This is a genomic window from Vibrio sp. 1751 (genome assembly GCF_033339895.1).
GTDB classification, from domain to species: Bacteria; Pseudomonadota; Gammaproteobacteria; order Enterobacterales; family Vibrionaceae; genus Vibrio; species Vibrio alginolyticus.
This window is the reverse complement of record NZ_JAWOVM010000017.1, coordinates 14,641-37,008: the sequence shown is the minus strand read 5'-3', so window position 1 is coordinate 37,008 and position 22,368 is coordinate 14,641. Positions and strand designations below refer to the sequence as shown.

Here is a 22,368-nt window from a genome sequence, read left to right as displayed (position 1 = left end):
GCAATGTCCGGTTAAGAGTAAGAAGAGTTACATTGTAACTCTTCTTACTTGCCAAAACTTAGATGCCCAGTATGGGTTGTCGATTCTTGAAATAATCACACCTCTAGACGTCGATGCATGCATGAACTGCTTGTTACCCAAGTAAATTCCGACATGATAAGTTGTACGTCTTGTTTTAAAAAACACTAGATCCCCTTGCTTGGCATCCGTCCAACTTAACTCCACACCTTGCGTTGATTGCTGCCTCGTTGTCCTTGGTAACGAGAGCTGATAAGCCTCAATAAACGCTTTTTGTACAAATGCTGAGCAATCAATTCCAGATTTCTGTGTCCCGCCTAAGCGATAAGGCGTGCCGTGCCACTCTGTGTAAAACTCGAACAAGTCGGGGTTGTCCGACAATAGCTGATTTGTAGGTGCTGTCACTTGAGCTTGCTCACTAGGCTCAGGCCCAGAAGAGCAGGCGCTTAGTAGCACACTGATTATCAAAGGAAAATATACTCGACGCAAATCACCACCTGTCATCTCTATGACTCACAACTGAAATATTAGTGTCATAACCAATCCATAGTATGGGCTGCAAATCACGGTTTTGTCTCACAAATGTGACGGAATCACTGCAGAACCGATTCAACCTTAAGAAAGAATAAAAATTGATTATGGCAAAGCGAAAACGCTCACGCACATCACTTTCACTGATTCAGGCTGTCAGTGCAACATTTTTAACTATCATTGCTCTTGTTATAGCCCTTTCTGTCTCAAGTTTCAAAGGAATGGAACAGGTAGGGGAACAATTTGAAGACTTGTCGCAAAAAGCATTACCAATCGCGATGGCAAACGCAAAGTTAACCAGGAATGTATTGGAGATGGTTAAGCTACTCAACCATGGTATGCAGATTACTGAGCCGAAAGAGTTGCCTCTCATAAAAGAGCAAATCGACTCTCTTGCAACTCAAAGCACAACTTTGGTTGTGAAAGCGTCTGGTGTAGCTCAGCAACTCTCGGAGGAGTTAGACACCAAACTAGCGCGTTTACATAACATCACGCAGTCCATTTTGTTGAAGCAATCTTCGGTGATACAAATTCAAATGGATATTGATGCCGCTGTTGGTGGTTTTCGCTATGGGCTTAGCTCTATCGGCCCGGAAATGAATCGAATCAGTTCGTTCCTTAGTGCTGATAATCCTGAGTCGAGCGATGCCGCTAACCGTTTCATTGCTTCTGCAAGCTCAATGGAAAGTACGTTCTTAGTCATGATGATGCACTCAGAATTAAACAAAGCCGAAAAAGAATACCGAGAAATGCGAAATCGCATAGCAGGTATTAAACTCGCCTATGAAGACTTCCAATCTTTCCATCCTGAAGTAAGTGAATATGCAAGCTTAACCGCACCATATGAGATGGTGAAACAAGGCTTTAGTGAAAAGGGCGTGCTGCGTTTGATCCTCGCCAAACTAGAACAAGGGGAATTGCAACGTTCAGAGTTTAAACAGGCTTCGATGCTTGCGGATGAAACCATGCGGTTACTTGATCAAATCTCCCAAACCGCTGGTCAGTTGATCGATGAAAAGGAGCGGGTGGTCAACGAGACCATTGAATCGGTGAGCGTTGTGCTCGTGTTTGCGGCGTGTGTGATTTCTTTTATTATTCTGGTTACTTGGTTTAGTCTCAAGTCATGGACAAACCGAGGGTTAAGGAATGTACTAACGCGTCTTTCAGCACTTACCGAACATGATTTTCGTGACAAGGCAGAAGAAGTTGGCCCCTATGAGCTGAAAGAAGTAGCACGAAAGTTGAATCAAGTAATCGATTCCACACATGACTCCATTCAAACGGTGACGCGCAATTGTGAAACGCTTTATCAGACGGCAGAAGTAAGTCACAGTGCAGCCGAACAAACAAGTGATGGGTTGGCAACACAAAATGAAGCGTTGTCGAGTATGATCACGACCATAACGCAGCTTGAAGCCTCTATTCGTGAAATAGCAATGGTGACAAATGCATCTTCACAGGACTCGCTCCTTGCAACCCAACACACTGAAAAAGGGGTTCAAGTCGTGGAACAAAACCGCGAACGTTTGGAGTCATTAGAAAGCTCTTTGGATGTAAATGAACAGTCAATGTTAGAGCTAGACCAGCGTGTTAAACAGATTCGTGAAATGGTGGATATGATCAGTGGGATCGCGGACAACACCAACTTACTTGCTCTCAACGCGGCAATAGAGGCTGCCCGTGCTGGTGAGCAAGGGCGTGGATTTGCGGTTGTCGCTGATGAAGTTCGCAAACTTGCAAGTGATACCTCTCAACAAACTACGAACATCCGAGAAATGATGAGCGAGCTTATTACTGCCGCAGAGCGCTCGCGCCAAGCAGTTAATGATTCAAGAGAAGAAATGACCCACGCGCTACAGTCCAGCAATGAAGTGAAATCGACATTCTCTGATATCAACCTCGCGGTTAAGCACATTCAAGAACGTGTTGAGCAAATCTCAGTTGCTACAGAAGAACAAGAACGAGCGACGGCAGATGTATCTCAATCCATCACACATATTTCTGATCTTGGCGAACGCACAAAGCTGCAGCTTGAGTCTATGGTTGAGAGTTCTGAGCAAGTGGCGGAAATTGCTGGGCACCAGCAAGCAATGCTGCACAAGTATGAGCTTCATCAGACCAAGTAAATGAGATGTTTCCACCGACTAAAAGCAGAACCTCGGTTCTGCTTTTTTGTTACGGCTACTCATTTAATGGCTCCTATTTGCATCGCAAAAGTGAGTTACATCTCATCTCGTTCATTTCTAAAGGGTTTAGTTATCACAACGTGATGTTAATGCTTTGTTCGAGGGACTCGTTGACTAGAATGTCGCCAGAATTCAAAGGAATGAATCATGCAGCTTCATGCGATTTTTTTATATCCAGAGAAAGCTAAAGCCATAAGAAGGAGTGGTTTTGTGATCGATAAAGTTTGCCCCGTCGTTCTACGTAATCAAAATCAAGAGATCCTACTTTTTAAACATCCGTTGGCGGGTGTTCAGCTCGTCAAGGGCACTGTTGAAGTGTTTGATGAAAGTTACATCATAGCGGCCAAGCGGGAGCTCGCTGAGGAGTCTGGTATCATACATGTTCGTTCCGCACGATATTTATGCTCATGGGACAGTGGCTTTCAAAATCAAGCATGGCATTTTGTTTTGTGTGAGTGTGCTGATCTCGCTAATTCATGGCTGTTTCATACGCAAGACGATGGTGGACATGATTTCGCGTTCTTCTGGCACGATGTCGAGAGCGGCCTTCCCGCGAATGCACATACTGTGTTTCAGCGCGGGCTGGAAAAGGTACGAGAGTTGCTAAACCAAGGCGTGATTTAAAGGAGGATTCTGTCGTTGCATTGGCGGATTTGGGACAATGACAAAGCAAACACTATGCTAAATAAAGAAGGTAGAGTAGCCGTTACTGTTCTCATCGTGTTGATAATGGCACTGTCGATCTCAAAAATGGCGATGAGATTACAAATGTTTAAGTGACTTCTATATGCTTTGCTCATTCATTCAGATAAGGAAACGGTAATGGATAAATTCGTCTTGTTTCTCTTATGCCTTTTTATGACAGTTGGCGGAGTGGTTCATCTTTATGACAACATTGTTGGTGGCTTTTTACCTTACGATTTTGCGCCACGCTGGTTGAATATGTATTGGAGCGCTTTGGGACTATTGGACTTATTAGCAGCGTATCTATTGGTCAAGCATCGCCGCTCTGGCATAGTCGTTATGTTATTGATTCTTATAACCAATGTTATCTTTAGTTCCCACGCTCACTATACATTAGAAATATTAGATAACAACGTCGCCCTACAAATGAAGACACTGTTTTTAGGGTTCTCATTTGGGGTATCTATCTGGTTATGGAATGCGCGAAAACATAGTCAATCGCGCCAAATATTTCGTTAATTATTATTTTCACAACACTCGATTAAGGATTGTAAACAGGGACTCGTTATGAACGATTTTAAAGACTTGGCCAGTTTTGCTGGTTTCAGCGTACTGACAGGTTTGAGCTTTGCCACCACTTTCTTCAGCCTTGCTTTTCTATACAGCTCAATAGAGGCACAGCAAGTAATGAACACCAATGCTTTGGCATGTGCAGTGCTTGGTGTTGTTGGTTTATTTGTTGGTATTACTCAGCTAAACAAAAAGCGTCAGCTAGCAGAAAACTAATCTGTTCTTACACATCATGAGGATGAAGTAGTGTTTAACTGGGGTTTAGGCTTGGTCTATTCGTTTTGTTGACATACTTCATCCAACAATATTTTTTCAACCATTACTTCTTCTCTTTATTGTAGCGAAAGGGCTGCGTTAACAGCTTATCTAATCTTTGCTCTTCTTCGTCTCTAATTTCCGGCACACCAATAACAACATCTTCATGACCCAACTTAGGCTGAGCTCGGTATGTCCCAAAAAAGCGGTCCCAAACTGAAAGGAAAAAACCAAAGTTTGAGTGGGTCTCTTTTACTATCACTGAATGGTGCACGCGATGCATGTCTGGTGTAACGATGACGTTTCGCAGTTTTTGGTCCATAGATAAAGCCAGTTTTGCATTACTGTGATTAAACATCGCGCTCGCATTAAGCACAATTTCAAATACCACAATTCCGATAGGTGAAACACCTAAGATAAACACGGCTGCAATTTTTACTCCCATTGAAATGATTATTTCGAAGGGATGAAAGCGTGCGCCTGTAGTGACGTCTATGTCGAGATCGGCGTGATGCATTCGGTGAATCTTCCACAGCGGTTTTACATGATGAAAGACAACATGCTGAGCGTAAATGACGAAATCAAGCAAAATGACGGTTAGGAAAATGTTTAACCAATCGGGGAGGGACAGAATATTCAGCAGCCCCCATTGTTGCTCCTGAGCTATGACCGCAGCTTGAAAGGCGGCGATAGGCATGATTAAAGCAATAACTAGGCTGTTAAAAGCAACCAATGACAAGTTATTGACCCAGCGAAACCTGCGCGAAGCGGTCAGTGTTTTTCTAGGCAATTTGTTCTCCCAAATGGCACAAAGCAATAATACGCCAAGGAAAAAGCCTAATCTGAGCCATGAGGGTTCTTGAAATGTCGTTTCTGTCACTGTCATTCCCTTATTTATTTCTTTATCTATGACCGAGATAAGTGTGAAATTATTTCAACACACTGCTGATGGGCTTATCTTGAGGCGAAACCATAATATCAGTAGAATCGCGCTCTACTTTTTACTTGGCATTACTTACCATGAGAATTCACGCTTTCCACCGTTTATATCAGTACCGACAATCTATCTCAACCAAGCCTTTCAACGCGCGTGGATGTAAAGTGGTTCGTTGCCAATATTGCCAGGTTTCTGAGCAACACTGTTTGTGCGACCTTCAGCCAAACATTAAGGCTAATATTGCATGTATGTTGATTGTTTCTGAAAACGAAGTATTTAAGCCAAGTAATACCGGTCGTCTAATCGCTGATACGATTCAAGAGACTTACGTGTATCAATGGAACCGAACAGAACCGTCTGAAGAGATGCTAGCGCTACTACAGGATGACAGTTACCAACCGGTGATTGTATTTCCTGCAGACTATGTGGATGATCCCTCTCGTTTAATTGAAGATCTAGAGCCAGGGCGATTGGTAAAAGAAGATGTCGAGAACAAAAAATGGTTGCTGATCTTTATTGATGGTAGCTGGCGTGAGGCACGAAAGATATTCCGTCGTTCTGATTTTCTTAAATCTTTGCCTGTGCTTTCCATTGAGCCGGAATCTCTGTCTGAATACATCATGCGCCGCTCCGAGAATGATCAGCATCTTTCAACCGCCGAAGTCGCGACATTAGTTTTAAAACAAGCTGGTGAGCCTAAAGCTGCGGAATGCCTTCAATTGTGGTTTGAAGCCTTCAGAGAAACTTACATGCTGAGCAAGACTCGAGTCAAAAGCGACCCTAACCAGCCACACTTGAAACGTTTCAAAGAGTGGATGAAAACCGAGAGCTGACTCTAAGGAATGAGCTTTTGTTGATGGTATGTTGTTCAACTGGCTTCGGTGAGGGGATAAATCTGCATTCGGTCACGGTTTGCAGGCGTACAGATATGGATAATGCCATCAGTTTATACTTTTGACTCTAGCCATTTTTGAGAGTCGTTTGAAGCATTTTTTAGGAGAGAAATACATGTATTACGGCTTTGATGTCGGTGGCACTAAAATTGAATTTGGTGCATTTAACGAGAAGCTTGAGCGTGTAGCGACGGAACGTGTACCTACACCAACAGACAACTACGAGCTGCTGGTTGATACCATTGCGGAATTGGTGAATAAATACGATACAGAGTTTGGCTGCGAAGGTACGATTGGTCTTGGCCTACCAGGTATGGAAGACGCCGATGATGCAACGGTACTAACAGTTAACGTTCCTGCGGCAAAAGGCAAACCACTTCGTGCTGATCTAGAAGCTAAAATCGGTCGCAGCGTAAAAATTGAAAACGATGCAAACTGTTTCGCGCTTTCTGAAGCCTGGGATGAAGATCTTCAAGATGAACCATCTGTACTAGGTTTGATCCTTGGTACTGGTTTTGGTGGCGGCTTTATCTACGAAGGCAAAGTATTCTCTGGCCGCAACCACGTAGCGGGTGAGGTGGGTCACACACGTCTTCCTATCGACGCATGGTTCCACCTGGGCGAAAACGCACCATTACTTGGCTGTGGCTGTGGCAACAAAGGCTGTTTAGATAGTTACCTATCTGGTCGTGGTTTCGAGCTTCTTTACGCGCATTACTACGGCGAAGAGAAGAAAGCGATCGACATTATTAAAGCGCACGCAGAGGGTGAAGAGAAAGCAGTAGAGCACGTCGAGCGCTTTATGGAGCTGTTAGCGATCTGCTTTGCAAACCTGTTTACTGCAACAGACCCACACACCGTTGTACTTGGTGGCGGCTTATCTAACTTCGAATTGATTTACGAAGAGATGCCAAAACGCATCCCTAAACACTTATTGTCTGTGGCTAAGTGTCCTAAGATCATCAAAGCAAAACACGGTGATTCAGGTGGTGTACGCGGCGCTGCGTTCTTAAACATCAAGTAATGACTTAAACCTTACTCGATATAAAGTAAGAAGAAATTTAAAGCCCCGTTTAGACTTTCAAGGTTAAACGGGGCTTTTACTTATATACCGAAGTAACTTGTATACCCAAGTAACTCATATACCTAAGTAATTTCGGTATGCTCGGGTATGGATCATGAACAAAAGTAGCATGCATAAAAAACTCACGACGAATCGTGAGTTTTCTGTTTGCAGCTAAGCTTATTTGTTCTTTTTGCCTACGCCCAGGTTTTCTTTTTGAGCTAGGGTGATTTTGCTAAAGCCTAATTTTCTGAAGTAGTTGTCGCGGTAGTTTCGCACCGCTTTAGTGTCAGACACTGCTTCGATTTGTTGCTCCATCTTTAGGAACTCAGTGATATCGATACCTTCGGCTTCTGCAACTGCTTCTTGAATGTTGCGGTGTTGCTGGTATGAGAACGTCAGTTCTTTGTCTTGGTCTTTGTAAGTGTAAAGAATGGTGCGAGCCATAGCTGTCTCTCTGAAAAGGTTTCTGTATATTAAACAAAAAGGCCAGACTCGCTGACCTTTGAATTTCTAGTTTGAGCTAGATTCTGCCTTGAAGTGGGATAATTGTCACGCTTTCTCCCGCTTTTACTGTATCAATAGCTGGGGAGATTTCGATCAAACAGTTTGCCTCACTCATTGAGCGTAAAATACCAGAGCCTTGCTTGCCTGTTGTACGAACGGTTAAACGGCCAGTGTTATCCAGTTCATAGATTCCTCGACTAAACTCGGTACGACCTTGGCGAGAGCGAAGGTTTTCAGTCGCGATGGCATTCACTTTCAGAGGCTTCCAGCCTTGTTCGCCTTGCATCTTACGCAGTGCAGGCTCGACAAAGTTGATGAATGAAACCATCACGGCAACAGGGTTGCCCGGCAGACCAAAGAACGGCTTGTTGTTGATTTGACCAAACGCTAATGGACGTCCCGGACGCATGTTGATTCGCCAAAAATCGATTTGACCAAGTTTATCCAAGGCAAGTTTGATGTAATCCGCATCACCAACGGATACGCCACCAGAAGTCATAACCACGTCCGCTTGCGCCGATGCGTTTTCCAATGCTTCAATCATTAACTGTTCGTTGTCTTCCAGAATACCGAAGTCCAAGATCTCGCAGCCGAGCTTTTCAAGCATGCCCATGATGGTAAAACGGTTGGAATCGTAGATAGAATTCGCTTTTTGCTCTGTTCCCGGCGCTTGTACTTCGTCACCGGTGGAGAACACGGCAACTTTCAATTTTCGGAATACATTCGCTTCACCAAAGCCAAGCGAAGCGATCATGCCCATTTCTGGAGAGGCGAGGCGAGTGCCTGCGGTAAAGACGTCACTGCCGATAGCGAGATCTTCACCTGCTTGACGAACGTTTTGGCCTGCTTTGATATTCGCACCGTTAAAAGTGACCTTGTCACCTTCTTGAGTGGCTTGCTCACGCATGACCACTGTATCGCCGTTACGTGGTGTTGGTGCGCCAGTCATGATCTTAACTGCTTGACCAACTTCCAGAGGCTGATCGTAAGCATGGCCCGCCATCACTTCAGCAACCACTTGGTAGCTATCACGGTCAACATCATCACTGCGGATGGCATAACCGTCCATCGCGGAGTTGGTGTATTGCGGCACATTTACTGGTGAAACGATATGTTCCGCAAGAACGCGGCCATAGGCGTTTTCAATCTTGCATGCTTCTATTTCCGAAACCGTGTTCACCAAAGAAAGGATTTTCTCTTGGCCTTGAACCACAGAAAGGAAAGCAGGAGAAAGTGTGTCGCAACATGCGGCTTCTTTCTCTTTGTTTTTTGGTGCTTTCGCTTCTTGAACATACTGAATAACGAACTGAGCAATCGCTTCAAGATCATTGATGTTCATTTGTGGCAGTTCAGAGTCCAACTCGCCGCCGTCTGAAGCGATAGCGATGATGTTTTCATCGTTTGGATAAAGCCAAGGCTTGCCGACTTCTTCACGGTGCAATTCGATTTTAGGAAACGCGATGTTTTTGCAGCCTTCGACCAAAACCACATCAAGCATGTCTTCATCAAAACGTGTTAATAGGAATTCAAACTCCGCTTCGGCTTCTGGCGTTTCTGTCATTAACGCAAAACGGTTGCGAGAAGCAATCAGCATTTGAGATGCGCCAGCTTTGCGTAAACGGTAGCTGTCTTTACCCGGCTTATCGACGTCGAAGTTGTGGTGCGCATGTTTTAGCATGCCAATGCGTAAACCTGCTTCGGTCAGCTTTGGCAATAGGGCTTCAAGTAGCGTGGTTTTGCCTGTGCCTGAATAAGCTGCAAAACCAAGAATAGGAATGTTTAGCGTGTGTTTCATGATTCTAATTGTCCAAATTGCGCCAGTTCTTCCGGAGTGTTCAAGTTGACGAAACAGTTTGGTGAGTCGCTAAAGTCAACGTAACTGGTGTTGCACTCTTTGTAGAGCAGAATGATTTTGCGGTCGCCACGTTCTAAAAACGCGGTGAGTTTTGGCAGTACGCGCTTGTGGTAGAGCGTAAAAACAGGTTGCTGATGGTCACCATCATGCGCGACCAAAATATCGCTGTCTTCTTTGACGGCCTGGCAGAAACGCTCGACAAGGTCGGTGTTAATTTGTGGACTATCGCAAGGTACAAATCCGACCCAGTCAGTTTCAGCATGCATCAAACCCGCGTGAATACCGCCCATAGGCCCAGGGAAATCTTTGAATTGATCACTAAATACGAAACCAAATTTGCTGTACGCATCTTGGTTTCGGTTGGCATTAATTAAAATGCGTGGAGTTTGTGGAGATAAACGTTCAATAACGTGTTCGATGAGTGGCTTCTGATTTAACTCAATCAGACCTTTATCTTTTCCACCCATACGGCTGGCTTTGCCACCAGCCAAAATGACCCAACTAGTTTGTGTTGGTTGAAGCATATGCATTCTCTTGGGATGTGTCTTTTGGTATGACATACAACAGAGGAGACTCTATCAAAGTCTTGTCTTTAATCCACCACTGTTTTTTACATAAGTCGGTCAGTGCGTTGGCCTGATGGCTTGTCACCACGATACTGGAACCACGATCCAAAAGATCTTTCGCCATCACTACCAATCGTTCAATGGATTCTTGGTCTAAAGACGCACTTGGCTCATCCATCAATAAAATCGACGGTTTTAAAATCCAAGCCCTTGCCATGGCAACGCGCTGTTTTTCACCGCCGGACAACACGGAAATATGTTCGTCCGCTAAGGTTTCTAAACCTACCATGCGCAGCGCGTGAATAACTTGAGCTCGCTTATCTTTTTGCGTGTCTTGTTGATATTTCACTCCATAGACTACGTTTTCATATACAGTGCCGTCAAAAAGGTAAGGGGATTGATGGAGATAAATCACATCGACACGACCATTGCGACGCGTCAGTCTTTTCAGCCACGTATCTTTTGGCGCAACAACATCGCCAGTAGAGGGTTTGAGCAAGCCAGCAAGGATTTTGAGTAGGGTAGTTTTGCCCACACCATTGTCACCCTTGAGATAAATGGCATCATTTGGGCCGATGGCTAACTCAGGGATGTGGAAAAGCACACGCTCTTTAAAGCGCATGGATAACTGTTCGGCGGTGATTTTTATAGTCATAATTCGCCTCGACATGGAGTTAATGGTGAGTCGTTTGTTTGCTTCATGTTCTATGTTCTGAGGTAGCCTTTGCCTCTCATACTTGATAAGAAGAAGTTTAGAGCCAACGCTAAAGATAGTAATACAATTCCTAATGCAACTCCTTGCGCAAAAGCACCTTTACTGCTTTCCATTGCGATAGCCGTGGGAATATTTCGCGTCACGCCCATAATGTTTCCGCCTACCATCATTGAGCAGCCCACCTCGGTCACGATACGTGAAAACCCTGCAATGATAGCCGCAAGTAGAGGAAAGCGGGTTTCCCAAATCATCGTAGCTGCTAAGCGCGGAATGGAGACGCCCAGCGTGATGGCAGTTTCCACTGCACGACGGTCGCTAGATTGTAATGCACCATGCATCATCGATACCAAAACAGGGAAGCAGATCACCATTTGGCCGAAGATCATTGCCTTCTGAGTGAACAGCATTTGCCAGTCTCCCCAAGGGCCAGCACGCGACAGCAACATGTACAGCAACAGGCCAATCACCACGGTAGGGACCGCTTGCAGCGTATTTACGATCGACAACAAAAACCATTTACCGCGAAAGTCGGTATACGCCAGTACAAAGGACATCAAAATAGCCGGCAATACCACTAGGGATATTGCCGTGATAGAAACACTAAAGGAGACCGCAACGATCTCCCATAGGTCTGCATCAAAATTCACCAGTAAGCGAAGCGCTTCCAGTGTTGTATCAGCAAGATTCATATTGCGTTATTTGCTCTCAGCATTCGCAACAAACAGTTGTTTACCGTTTAGGCGGAAACCATTGATAAGTTCCTGTCCGCGAGGGTTTACCAACCAATCACTGAATGCCTTCGCACCTTGATAGTTGATCGTTGGGTAACGCTCAGGGTTAACAAGAATAACTTGGTACGGGTTAAACAGTTTTTCATCGCCTTGGAACAGAATTTCTAGATCCAATTTGTTTTGGTAAGCCAGCCATGTGCCGCGGTCCGTCATGGTGTAGCCTTGCATTTCAGACGCCATGTTCAGAGTTGGGCCCATACCTTGACCTACGCTGCGGTAGCCACCAAAGTTTGGTTCGATTTTAGTTTGAGCCCAGAAGCCCATTTCTTTTTTGTGCGTACCAGAATCATCGCCGCGAGAGATGAACGTTGCGTTTTTGTTTGCGATCTCTTTGAATACATCTAACACGCCTTCGTCATTTTTGATTGTTGCTGGGTCAGCTTTCGGGCCTACAATCACAAAGTCGTTGTACATTAGCTTGCGAGGTAAAACGCCGTAGCCTTTCTCAACAAATGCGCCTTCAGCTTTTGGTGCATGTGTCATCACCAAATCTACGTCACCGTTTTCGCCCATTTTTAAGGCTTTACCAGTACCTGCAGCAATAACATCGACTTTGTAGCCCGTGTCTTTTTCAAATTGTGGAAGCAGGTAATCAAGTAAACCTGAATGGTAAGTACTGGTTGTGGTTGCAAGGCGAACATGTTCTCCGTCTTGAGCAGAAAACGCAGAGTAACTTACAAGCGTGATAGACGTTGCAGCCAGAGTTAGCGCAATTTTTTTCATTTTTATGTGTTCCTTTCCAATGATTCTTTGGAATCTCTCCAGGTTTTAGGGAGAAGCCTTTTTGGACGAGAGCGATTAGCGTAATACGCAAGTTGTCTTAGGGTGTTGGAATAAGCAAACATCAACATCCTGAGATCACTTAAATGCGCTCCGTATCCTCCTTATAGCAAACAAGATGCCAACCTTTTACAAGCTTAAAGTGCTTGGTTTATGCACTAAATCATGGGGTTATTTGCATAAAAGTTTGCGTTGGTACAAAATGTCGCACTTTTTGTAGGGTATCTCTGTTTAAACTTGGTACACTCTGTCCCATCGAAATCCATCTGGGGTAAATATGTCTACTCAATCCCATCTTAGTACAAACCAACAATATAGCGCCTTTTCCGTACTGGTCGTCGATGATGAATTAGGCATGCAAGCCATCTTGAAAAAGGCATTGGGTAAGCTTTTTTCACATGTCGATACAGCTGGTAGCATCGAAGAAGCAGAACTACTGCGTAATTCTCGACATTATGATCTGATCTTACTGGATATTAATCTGCCAGGGCGTTCTGGAATTGAGTGGGAAGAAGCGTTTGAAGATGATGACAAACGTGCCGATGTGATTTTTATGACGGGTTATGCGGATTTAGAAATTGCCATTCGAGCGCTACAGCTCGGTGCTTCCGACTTTATCCTCAAACCATTCAACCTTGAGCAGATGTTAAAAGCGGTCAGTCGCTGTATGGATCGCCGTTTGAACGAACGCATGCAGTACGCCATGACACGCGATTACCAGCGTCACAATACCTCAGAGATCATCGGCGGCTCAGAAAAAACGCGTCTGCTTAAGCAACTTATTAACCAATTTGCACCATCACGCGCTTCTGTTTTGGTGGAAGGTGAGTCGGGTACAGGTAAAGAGCTAGTTGCACGAGGTATCCACCAGGCGAGTGGGCGAACGGGCCCGTTTGTGCCAATCAACTGCGGCGCGATTGCACCTGAGCTTTTAGAGAGTGAGTTGTTTGGTCATACATCGGGCGCGTTTACCGGTGCAAAAAAATCGCGTGAAGGTTTGTTCCGTGTTGCGAACGGTGGCACCTTATTTCTTGACGAAATCGGGGAGATGCCACTTGCAATGCAGGCATCATTATTACGTGTGTTAGAGCAGCGTACGATTCGCCCTGTCGGTTCAGAAAGAGAGATCAGTATTGATGTCCGTATCGTAGCGGCAACCAACCGAAACCTGCAAGAAGAGGTCAATCAAGGTAATTTCCGCAGTGACCTCTATTACCGTTTAAACGTTCTGAAAATTGAAGTGTGTCCGCTGCGAGAGCGCAAAACCGACTTATTTGAGTTGGTGCCATTTTTCAGCAACATGCTGACGCGCGAGCTAGGTATGCCCGCGCCCAAATGGGCGCACGAGGACATGGAAGCCATGAGTGAGTACGATTGGCCAGGAAACATTCGTGAGCTGAAAAACTTAATTGAGCGTTGTATCTTGCTTGGCAAACCACCTGCACACTATTGGCGAGAGCTGAATGGCGGGCATTCACTGCCTAATGTATCGATTACTGTTTCTCACTCAGCTGAGTTACCAACCTTTAAAGAAGGCAAAGAATTTACTGGCGAGGGCTATCCAAACAGCTGGACGTTAAAAGAAGTCGAGAAAGCACATATTAAACAAGTCGTTAACTTGCACGAAGGCAACAAATCAGCCGCTGCTCGCGACTTGGGCGTAGCTCGCAAGACCTTAGAACGTAAGTACAAAGAATGGGATTCTGAGGGTGAGGAATATGCCGACTAACGGCCCACAGCACAAAGGATTGTCAAAATGGACGCACCGTTTTAAAACCATGGTGCGTTATCGCTTGTTATTCTTAACCTCTGCGCCGATTTTCCTCACATTGTTAGCTCTGATCGGCATTACCATTTATTGGTCTATTCATTACACGTGGCAAAATGCGCTGCTTGATGTCTCGGAACGTCTTGGTGTTGCAAATAACAGTGTAACGTTGTTACAGCAAAAGCAAGCCAATTACGTGCGGGCGTTTGCCGATTCGTACGATTTCCGTATTCGCATTAATCAAGGAACGCCACAAGGTGACCTGCAAAAGTGGGTCACAGAGCAGAAGAAAAGATATGCTTTAGATTTTCTCTCTTTCCAACGCGTTAATTCCATGGAAAACAAATTCCGCTTTATGGATCTCACCAAGCGCGAATCGTTTTTTGATGTACTCAATAAAGAAGAACTCGAACGCCTCGATCCTGAACTCGCCAAACGAGCAGAAGTGCCTATTCTTGCTGATGGTGACAGGGAAGTGCGTGGGTTAGTCAGTCGAACCGTGATTCCGGTATACAGCCAAGCGAACGATTTGATCGGCTTTCTTGATGGTGGTTTGCTCCTTAACAACAGCACAGTGCTGGTGGATCAAATCCGCGATCTCATTTACTTAAGTGATAATGACCGCCTTCGCCCTGTGGGTACGTTGACGGTATTTCTCGATGATTTGCGTGTGAGCACCAACGTTCCTTTAGACAGCGATCATAGGCTAGGGCGCGCCATAGGCACTCGCGTGAGCGCGGAAGTGTATAACCAAGTACTTTCGAAGGGTGAACAGTGGGTTGATCGCGCTTATGTGTATGACGCTTGGTATATTACGGCGTATCAACCGATCAAAGACCAATACGACAACGTCATTGGTATGCTTTATACGGGTTACCTAATGTGGCCATTCATTAAAGCCTACATGACCAACATTGCCGAAATCAGCTTGATTACGGTTATGTTATTGCTGGTTTCTGGCGTGATGGTATATCGCGGTTCTTATGATCTGTTTCGACCGATCGAACGCATTCATAAAGTGGTGAAGCAGGTCCAACAAGGTAAAGAAAAACGGATTGGCCCGTTAGGATTAGATGCCGATCATGAACTTGCGCAGTTAGCCAGACAGTTTGATGATATGTTAGACGCGCTAGAAGAGCGCAAAATTGAACTGAAAAACTCCGCAGCTCAACTTGAATGCAAAGTTCAAGAGCGTACGGCAAGCCTGAGAGAAAAAACCCAAGATCTTGAACTGCATATTCAATTGCTCAACCAAACCCGCGACAAACTCGTTGTTCATGAAAAACTTGCAGCACTGGGAGAACTCACCGCGGGGATTGCTCACGAAATTAATAACCCAACCGCCGTGATTCTTGGCAACGTAGAATTGATCCATTTTGAATTGGGTGACGATGCAAGTCGAGTACAAGAGGAGATTGATGCGATTCACGCGCAAATTGATCGTATCCGCAATATCACACGCAGTTTATTGCAATACAGTCGCCAAGGCGGTGTTCAAGATGAAATCACTTGGCAACATGTCAATCCTATCATTGATGAAAGCATCACCTTGGTTAAAACTGGCACCAAGAAACGCGACGTTGAGTTTGTGACTGACCTACAAGCGCATACGTCCGTTGAGATAAACCGTCACCACTTGCTACAAATCTTAGTTAATTTGCAAATGAACGCCATTCACGCAATGAGCGGTAAAGGAACATTAACAGTAGTCAGTGAAGACTGGATTGAAGAGGGCGAAGTGAAAGGAGCCGCGATTCATGTTATCGATGAGGGCTGCGGTATTAAACCAGAAAACTTGGGTCGAATCTTCTCGCCATTTTACACAACGAAACGAGAAGGCACAGGGTTAGGGCTATCGGTCTCCCAAAGTATTCTCAGCCAAACGGGTGGTGAGTTAAAAGCAGAGTCTGAATGGGGAAAAGGCAGTAAATTCAGTATTTATTTACCTAAAAAAGCCGAACTGATCCTAGAGGTGACGAACATCGCTTAGTCACTTTTTTGAAGTATTAATGGAAAAAGAGCCACTGACAATAGTGGCTCTTTTTTGTATTTAATGACGCATTTATGTTTACGCTTTTGCTTCTTAGAAACCTTACAATGATTTCACTTGGAGTGAATTAATAAAAACAACACTTGCAGTATGTAGCATGAACAAGTACCGTTGCCCGGTTTTTCTAAATACACCCCAATTGCTAAGGTAAAGGTTTTGATCTCCACAGCGAATATTACTCAACAATTCGGCGCTAAGCCGCTATTCGAAAACATTTCAGTTAAGTTCGGCGAAGGCAATCGCTACGGCTTAATTGGAGCTAACGGTTGTGGTAAATCAACCTTTATGAAGATCCTCAGCGGCGAGCTTGAGCAAACCAGCGGTAACGTAAGCTACGATCCAAACGAGCGCGTTGCAAAACTGAACCAGGACCAGTTCGCTTACGAAGAATTTACGGTAATCGATACCGTCATCATGGGTCATAAAGAGCTATGGGAAGTGAAGAAAGAGCGTGACCGCATTTACTCACTTGCTGAAATGAGCGAAGAAGACGGCATGAAAGTGGCTGACTTAGAAGTTCAGTTTGCTGAAATGGACGGCTACATGGCAGAAGCCAAAGCGGGTGAGCTTCTTCTTGCTGTAGGTATTCCAATGGAACAACACTTCGGTCTAATGAGTGAAGTTGCACCGGGTTGGAAACTTCGTGTGCTTCTAGCTCAGGTTCTATTCGCAGACCCAGATGTGATGCTTCTTGACGAACCAACCAACAACTTGGATATGGACACTATCCGTTGGTTGGAAGACACGCTAAACGCACGTAACTGCACAATGATCATCATCTCGCACGACCGTCACTTCCTAAACTCAGTATGTACGCACATGGCTGATTTGGATTACGGTGAGCTACGTGTTTACCCAGGTAACTACGATGAGTACATGACGGCGGCTTCTCAAGCTCGCGAACGTCTACTAAACGACAACGCGAAGAAGAAAGCACAAATCGCTGAGCTACAAACGTTCGTTGCTCGTTTCTCTGCAAACGCATCGAAAGCAAAACAAGCGACATCTCGTGCTAAGCAAATCGACAAGATCAAACTGGATGAAGTTAAAGCGTCTAGCCGTCAAAACCCATTCATTCGTTTCGAACAGTCGAAAGAGCTGTTCCGTAACGCTCTGATTGTTGAAAACCTAAGCCAAGGATTCGAAGAGGACTTGTTCTCAGACTTCAATGCAATTTTTGAAGTGGGTGAGCGCGTTGCGATCATCGGTGAGAACGGTGTGGGTAAAACAACACTTCTAAACACGCTTGCTGGTGTGCTTGAACCACGTGCGGGTGAGTACAAATGGTCTGAAAATGCAAACATCGGTTACTACGCGCAAGACCACGCGCATGACTTTGCAGAAGACATGAACCTAACGGATTGGATGGGTCAATGGCGTCAAGAAGGTGATGACGAGCAAGTCGTTCGTGGTTTCCTTGGTCGTATGCTGTTTGGTCAAGATGACATTAAGAAGTCAGTAAAAGTACTGTCTGGTGGTGAGCAAGGTCGTATGCTGCTTGGTAAGCTAATGATGCACAAGCCAAACATGCTGCTAATGGACGAACCAACCAACCACATGGACATGGAATCGATCGAATCTTTGAACACGGCGCTTGAGCAATACAAAGGCACGTTGTTCTTCGTCTCTCACGACCGTGTATTCGTAGACTCACTAGCAACGCGTATTATCGAAATCCGCGATGGTAAAATCACAGACTTTAAAGGCACTTACTCTGAGTTCCTAAAATCTCGTGGTGTTGACGCGTAATTACTCGCAAAGCGTTTAAAAAGCAAAAGCCTCGCTATTTAGCGAGGCTTTTTTGATATTTGGCCTTAATCCTTAAACTGACCTGTTATATACGCATAGAGCCCGACTACGCCAAAGGTAATAATCATAGAAAGCATGATACCGCTGGGCGTAAGCAGAAAATTCCACAATTGGTCATTATTCATAGTCCACATCCTCTGTGAATCCGCATTATTGGTTTTAGTTTACACTGAAAAGGTGTTATTGGTTGCCTTTTACATCAAATTCAACCTTGTCGGCTCCTGTAAACACTTGGAAGCGCAAACCTTTCGCACGCGCAATGGTTGTAATACCAAATTGCTTCGCTAGATCTAACCCCATTTGAGTAACGCCAGAGCGAGAAAGCAGAACAGGAATGCCCATTTGAGCCACTTTAATCACCATCTCTGATGTAAGGCGACCTGTTGTGTAGAAAATTTTATCTTCACCTGTTTCTTCTTTGAGCCACATCTCACCTGCAAGTGTATCCACTGCGTTGTGACGGCCGACATCTTCCACAAATGATAACACCTCATTACCTTTGCAAACCGCACAGCCGTGTACTGCGCCCGCTTTTTTGTAGGTGTCGTTGTAATGGGTTAACGCTTCCAGCGCAGAATAAATTTCTGACTGCTTAAGAGGAACTTGAGGCACTTGATAATTTTCAAGCTGCTTCATCACGTTGCCATACATAGTGCCTTGGCCACAACCTGAGGTGACGGTTTTCTTTTTCAGGGCGCCTTCTAAGTGCTCAGTGTTTTCTTTAGTAATCACCGCTGCGGAATGCGTTTCCCAGTCAATAATAACGGATTCAATCGCGGCTGGATCGGACAGGAAGCTTTGGTTTTTTAAATAACCCAGTACTAGTGCTTCTGGACGCGAACCCAGCGTCATGAGCGTGACCACTTCTTTCCAGTTCAGCATGACCGTAAGAGGACGCTCGCAAGCGATTTGCTTCGTGAGCTTTTCGCCGTACTCGTCGTACACATCGACTTCAATGGTTTGCAGGGGATTTTCACTGGTTTTAATAATATTTGGTTTCAGCACAGTCGTGTCCTAGTGATTAAGAGCGTTAGGTTGCTACGCATTTTAGCTTGTTAAGTGGCTAGCAAATCTCATTCCAAAATAGCGGTTCGCACAGAAATTGCGAGGTTTTATGTCAACAATGCATTAAAACTGCGAGTTCGCAGTAATGACACATCAATACATTTGAGTTTCGTCTAGTTTGGTACTTATAGCCTGAAGGAGTATATAGACTAAGTTATATCAGCTTGGCGCGTTTATTGCTTCGAAGACAATAAAAATGGTCGAAAACGGGGGCAAAATCTCCTGTGTGTTTTCAGACCAAAAATAGAAAGACTGGGTGAGTTATGTCGGATAAGAAAGATTTCGAAAAAAATTACGAAAAGACTGAGGATACATGGCCAATCGGCGTAGAGCTTGTTGAGCATGAGATCAGTACAGGGATTTGGGTGACAACCCAATGGCAGTTGACAGGATTTGCGCTGAATCCGACGGAAGAGACTCCAGATGTTTGTCCGTTGCGATTACATAAAGATGAACGTACAGACTACCGCTTTAACTTAAGCTCTCAGCAACCTAAACTCTTTTTAGTGATGGATAACGTCGAGTCTGGTGAAAAACCAGCGATACAGTTACTGACGGCTTCACAATCTGTTGCGGCGCAATATATGGATGGTGATAACCTTGTACTATCTAACGATATGCCGTTAGCCGTTCAGGCTTGGATGGAAGCCTTTATTGGTCGTCACGGTGAGTTGTTAGAAGTAAGACGCAAGAAACGCAAAGGAGCAGGCAGAGCAAATGGCAACTAGTTTTTTAAGCCGTTGGTCGAAACGTAAACTAGAAGAATCTTCCCAACATGCTGAAGAGATCACGCCGATAGCAGAGACGGAGCAATCCGAAGATAGTGTCACAGCGCTTTCAAACGCTGACGAAAGCTTAGATGCTTTGAACGTCAATGAGGATAGTCAGGCTCCAGACATTACCGCGAGTGTAGAGACTGAAAAAACCGAAGAAATGTCTGTGGCGCAACTGCTGGTTTCTGAAGCGTCAGAAAGTGTTAAGAAAGCCGCGCTGCGCAAAATGTTCTTGTCCGAAGAATTTAACGTGCGTGACGGCCTAGACGATTACGATGATGATTACAGTAACTTAAAGTCACTTTCTCAAGACGTCGCTGAGACGCTGCGTGATTGGGTTAAAGACAAAGTGGAAGACGAACCAGACGCCGAAACTGCGCAAGGGTCTGAGCTTAACGCTAACGATATCGCATCTGAGGTAGTTGAAGACGCAGAGTCAAACACCGACAAAAGTGGCCAAATTACTCAAGATGAAAGTGAGCTATATATAAATACAGTATCTAGTGAAAGTGATACTTTTGCTGAAGAATCACAGCCTAACGAGGTGAGACAAAATATACCACACAAAGAATAGGTACATTTTGACTAAACACTCAATGAGCCGGCTGAGACAAAATGTCTCAACCGGTTTTTTTATCCCTACTATTTGTCAGTAAAATTGATAACCTATTGATTTTCAGTTGATATTTTATTGGCATGACACTTGCTATTTGTTGCTCAATACCAATCTGGTTGAAGTTAGTACGGACGCACTGCGTAGTATTCATCGCCTATAGACGGCGGAATAAGAATTCTCATTGATAAGTTAATCAGCAGAATCTCCGGCGCTAACTACACTAAGAGATGGAAAAGACTATCCATGTTCATAAATGGAATTGAGCAATGCTGAAACAATTATTAGAACAAGCAACTTCCAATAACGGTAAAGCGAGGCTGTACGCTTTCGAAAATACCGTAGAGTTGACCAATCTTATTCCACCAACCGTAAGCTATGAAAGCGGCGGTAATACTTTGATTGTGGGCCCAACAGCAATCATCGAAAGTGCGGCAGCGCAATTGTCGCAAATGAACAGCCTAACTCTGCTTTCTACCGATGGCGAAAAGGGCACAAATCCCGAGCTTTATTACGCCAATTCGGTTCAGGTTTCAGGGTTCTTAGGTACGTTTGAAGTTCTGATTGAAAATCATGGTTTGACCAACAACCTTGCCAAGGTCGCGACCAATAGCGATTGTTTCGATATCGTACTCGATCTTTGCCTTAACAGCTGCATGTCGGAAGAAGTCCCAGTACCGGGCTACTACCCAGTAGGTCGTGGCTATCCGAAACTGGCTGAAGCGTTGGAAGAGATTCCAACCTTAATGGGGACGTTCGATAAACCGAAATTCTTCCGTTTAGATACCGATTTATGTGCACACAGCTCTCGTGGCGTAAAAGGTTGCGAACGGTGTATGGATGCTTGTCCGGCAGGGGCACTATCGAGTGAAGGCAGCGACAAAACGGGCCATCGCATCGAGATCAACCCATACCTATGTCAAGGCGTGGGTACTTGTGCTACAGCGTGTCCGACAGAAGCGATTCATTACGCACTGCCAAACCCTGAAGATACGCAAAAGTTTATTGAACGTACGCTCGCCAACTATGAGCAAGCGGGTGGTTTAGATCCTATCGTATTGATTTGCAGTTCTCGCCACGAGAGCTACAACGTGATGGCACTAAAAGCACTGCCAGATAATGTGATTCCAATTGTGGTGGAAGAACTGCCTTCGGTTGGTATTGATACTTGGTTCGCCGCGCTTGTGAATGGTGCTACTCAGGTGCTGTTTGCGGCTTCACGTTTTATGCCTCAAACCATTATTCGTGTGCTTAATAGCGAAGTAGGTATTGCTCAAGAGCTGCTCGGTCAGCTTGGTATCGCCAAAGAAACCATCGACATTCTGTATCTAGAGTCACTACGTGAAGGTGCTCCGACACTTTGTACCGAGTCTTTTGATTTGGCATTAGGAGACTTGCAAGGCAACAAACGTCAGCGTCTATTTACGGCGTTGGATGCGTTGTCCGCATCACGTATTCCAGTTGAGAACATTGTTGAACTTCCAGCGAACGCACCTTACGGCACAGTCTCTTGTGAAAGTAAAGGTTGTACGTTGTGTATGAGCTGTGTGGCGGTGTGTCCAACACGTGCATTGCATACGGACGGTCGATCTCCGTCGCTTAAATTCGTCGAGCAAGACTGCATTCAATGTGGGCTGTGCGAGAAAGCGTGTCCAGAGAAAGTGCTGACGCTTACTCCTCGTATGAACTGGGTGAAAGAAGAACGCCAGAAAGCGGTTGTGATTCATGAAGAAAAGGCAGCCGAGTGCATTCGTTGTCACAAGCCCTTTGCTCCGCAATCGATGATCGACATGCTACAAAACAAGTTACGCGGTCACTCTCATTTCTCTGATGAAGCGGCGATCAATCGTATCGCGATGTGTGAAGACTGCCGTGTGATCGACATGTTTGAGTCGATGGCAGAAGACCCAATGAAACAATTAAAATACTAGGAGCTCGC

Annotated in this window: 21 protein-coding genes; 12 read left to right on the top strand and 9 right to left on the bottom strand. The window is 45.0% G+C overall.

The genetic code is table 11. From position 1 onward, the window contains the following. Positions 1-27 precede the first annotated feature (27 nt). On the bottom strand, positions 28-522 hold the full coding sequence (locus R7041_RS08480) for an NlpC/P60 family protein (RefSeq protein WP_206949512.1): 495 nt from the start codon (positions 520-522) through the stop codon (positions 28-30). A gap of 134 nt (positions 523-656) precedes the next feature. Between R7041_RS08480 and R7041_RS08475 the strand changes: the two genes are divergently transcribed. From R7041_RS08475 to R7041_RS08460, 4 genes are all read left to right on the top strand, one after another. Beyond that, a complete protein-coding gene (locus tag R7041_RS08475; RefSeq protein WP_005377618.1) occupies positions 657-2,675 on the top strand; it encodes a methyl-accepting chemotaxis protein in 2,019 nt (672 codons plus the stop codon). A gap of 270 nt (positions 2,676-2,945) precedes the next feature. Then, a complete protein-coding gene (locus tag R7041_RS08470; RefSeq protein WP_206949542.1) occupies positions 2,946-3,359 on the top strand; it encodes an NUDIX hydrolase in 414 nt (137 codons plus the stop codon). Positions 3,360-3,557: 198 nt separating this feature from the next. Further along, positions 3,558-3,938, top strand: coding sequence for a hypothetical protein (locus R7041_RS08465; RefSeq protein WP_025766661.1), 381 nt, complete (start codon positions 3,558-3,560; stop codon positions 3,936-3,938). Positions 3,939-3,986: 48 nt separating this feature from the next. Continuing rightward, on the top strand, positions 3,987-4,205 hold the full coding sequence (locus tag R7041_RS08460) for a hypothetical protein (RefSeq protein WP_005389537.1): 219 nt from the start codon (positions 3,987-3,989) through the stop codon (positions 4,203-4,205). Positions 4,206-4,308: 103 nt separating this feature from the next. On the opposite strand, the gene R7041_RS08455 is transcribed toward R7041_RS08460, so the two are convergent. Next, positions 4,309-5,124: a sterol desaturase family protein gene (locus R7041_RS08455; protein WP_025766660.1), complete on the bottom strand. Its 816-nt coding sequence runs from the start codon at positions 5,122-5,124 to the stop codon at positions 4,309-4,311. 140 nt (positions 5,125-5,264) lie between these two features. On the opposite strand from R7041_RS08455, the gene R7041_RS08450 reads away from it, so the two are divergent. Both R7041_RS08450 and nagK read left to right on the top strand, forming a co-directional pair. Further along, entirely contained in the window at positions 5,265-6,014 is a 750-nt protein-coding gene (locus tag R7041_RS08450) for a tRNA-uridine aminocarboxypropyltransferase (RefSeq protein ID WP_005389532.1), read from the top strand. 175 nt (positions 6,015-6,189) lie between these two features. Continuing rightward, the gene (gene nagK, locus R7041_RS08445; RefSeq protein ID WP_005377586.1) at positions 6,190-7,098 is read left to right on the top strand and encodes an N-acetylglucosamine kinase; all 909 of its coding nucleotides are present in this window, start codon (positions 6,190-6,192) and stop codon (positions 7,096-7,098) included. A 219-nt stretch (positions 7,099-7,317) separates the two neighbouring features. On the opposite strand, the gene R7041_RS08440 is transcribed toward nagK, so the two are convergent. The 6 genes from R7041_RS08440 to R7041_RS08415 form a co-directional block, all read right to left on the bottom strand. After that, on the bottom strand, positions 7,318-7,584 hold the full coding sequence (locus R7041_RS08440; protein ID WP_005377584.1) for a DUF2960 domain-containing protein: 267 nt from the start codon (positions 7,582-7,584) through the stop codon (positions 7,318-7,320). A gap of 76 nt (positions 7,585-7,660) precedes the next feature. After that, positions 7,661-9,439, bottom strand: coding sequence for a bifunctional molybdopterin-guanine dinucleotide biosynthesis adaptor protein MobB/molybdopterin molybdotransferase MoeA (locus R7041_RS08435; RefSeq protein ID WP_206949511.1), 1,779 nt, complete (start codon positions 9,437-9,439; stop codon positions 7,661-7,663). Next, positions 9,436-10,023 (bottom strand): molybdenum cofactor guanylyltransferase MobA, encoded by a 588-nt coding sequence (gene mobA / locus R7041_RS08430; protein WP_258512475.1) that lies wholly within the window; start codon positions 10,021-10,023, stop codon positions 9,436-9,438. The genes R7041_RS08435 and mobA overlap by 4 nt, the downstream gene beginning before the upstream one ends. After that, positions 10,001-10,720 (bottom strand): energy-coupling factor ABC transporter ATP-binding protein, encoded by a 720-nt coding sequence (locus R7041_RS08425; RefSeq protein ID WP_206949509.1) that lies wholly within the window; start codon positions 10,718-10,720, stop codon positions 10,001-10,003. The genes mobA and R7041_RS08425 overlap by 23 nt, the downstream gene beginning before the upstream one ends. A 50-nt stretch (positions 10,721-10,770) precedes the next feature. Next, a complete protein-coding gene (locus R7041_RS08420) occupies positions 10,771-11,469 on the bottom strand; it encodes an ABC transporter permease (protein WP_005389524.1) in 699 nt (232 codons plus the stop codon). 6 nt (positions 11,470-11,475) lie between these two features. Continuing rightward, a complete protein-coding gene (locus R7041_RS08415) occupies positions 11,476-12,294 on the bottom strand; it encodes a substrate-binding domain-containing protein (RefSeq protein WP_005389522.1) in 819 nt (272 codons plus the stop codon). Positions 12,295-12,628: 334 nt separating this feature from the next. Between R7041_RS08415 and R7041_RS08410 the strand changes: the two genes are divergently transcribed. The 3 genes from R7041_RS08410 to R7041_RS08400 all read left to right on the top strand — a co-directional run bounded on the left by R7041_RS08410 (position 12,629) and on the right by R7041_RS08400 (position 17,918). Next, on the top strand, positions 12,629-14,080 hold the full coding sequence (locus R7041_RS08410) for a sigma-54-dependent transcriptional regulator (protein ID WP_206949507.1): 1,452 nt from the start codon (positions 12,629-12,631) through the stop codon (positions 14,078-14,080). Beyond that, positions 14,070-16,109 (top strand): cache domain-containing protein, encoded by a 2,040-nt coding sequence (locus tag R7041_RS08405; protein ID WP_206949505.1) that lies wholly within the window; start codon positions 14,070-14,072, stop codon positions 16,107-16,109. The genes R7041_RS08410 and R7041_RS08405 overlap by 11 nt, the downstream gene beginning before the upstream one ends. A 216-nt stretch (positions 16,110-16,325) precedes the next feature. After that, a complete protein-coding gene (locus R7041_RS08400) occupies positions 16,326-17,918 on the top strand; it encodes an ABC-F family ATPase (protein ID WP_064368415.1) in 1,593 nt (530 codons plus the stop codon). A gap of 240 nt (positions 17,919-18,158) precedes the next feature. On the opposite strand, the gene R7041_RS08395 is transcribed toward R7041_RS08400, so the two are convergent. After that, positions 18,159-18,983 carry a formate dehydrogenase accessory sulfurtransferase FdhD gene (locus R7041_RS08395; protein WP_017820681.1) on the bottom strand — a complete coding sequence of 275 codons (825 nt, stop codon included), beginning with the start codon at positions 18,981-18,983 and terminating at the stop codon, positions 18,159-18,161. A gap of 323 nt (positions 18,984-19,306) precedes the next feature. On the opposite strand from R7041_RS08395, the gene R7041_RS08390 reads away from it, so the two are divergent. The 3 genes from R7041_RS08390 to R7041_RS08380 all read left to right on the top strand — a co-directional run bounded on the left by R7041_RS08390 (position 19,307) and on the right by R7041_RS08380 (position 22,360). Continuing rightward, positions 19,307-19,771 carry a DUF3305 domain-containing protein gene (locus tag R7041_RS08390; RefSeq protein WP_064368417.1) on the top strand — a complete coding sequence of 155 codons (465 nt, stop codon included), beginning with the start codon at positions 19,307-19,309 and terminating at the stop codon, positions 19,769-19,771. Continuing rightward, positions 19,761-20,390 carry a DUF3306 domain-containing protein gene (locus tag R7041_RS08385; RefSeq protein WP_064368418.1) on the top strand — a complete coding sequence of 210 codons (630 nt, stop codon included), beginning with the start codon at positions 19,761-19,763 and terminating at the stop codon, positions 20,388-20,390. The genes R7041_RS08390 and R7041_RS08385 overlap by 11 nt, the downstream gene beginning before the upstream one ends. 308 nt (positions 20,391-20,698) lie before the next feature. After that, complete coding sequence (locus tag R7041_RS08380; protein WP_064368419.1) at positions 20,699-22,360, top strand: 4Fe-4S dicluster domain-containing protein; 1,662 nt, start codon at positions 20,699-20,701, stop codon at positions 22,358-22,360. Positions 22,361-22,368 lie beyond the last annotated feature (8 nt).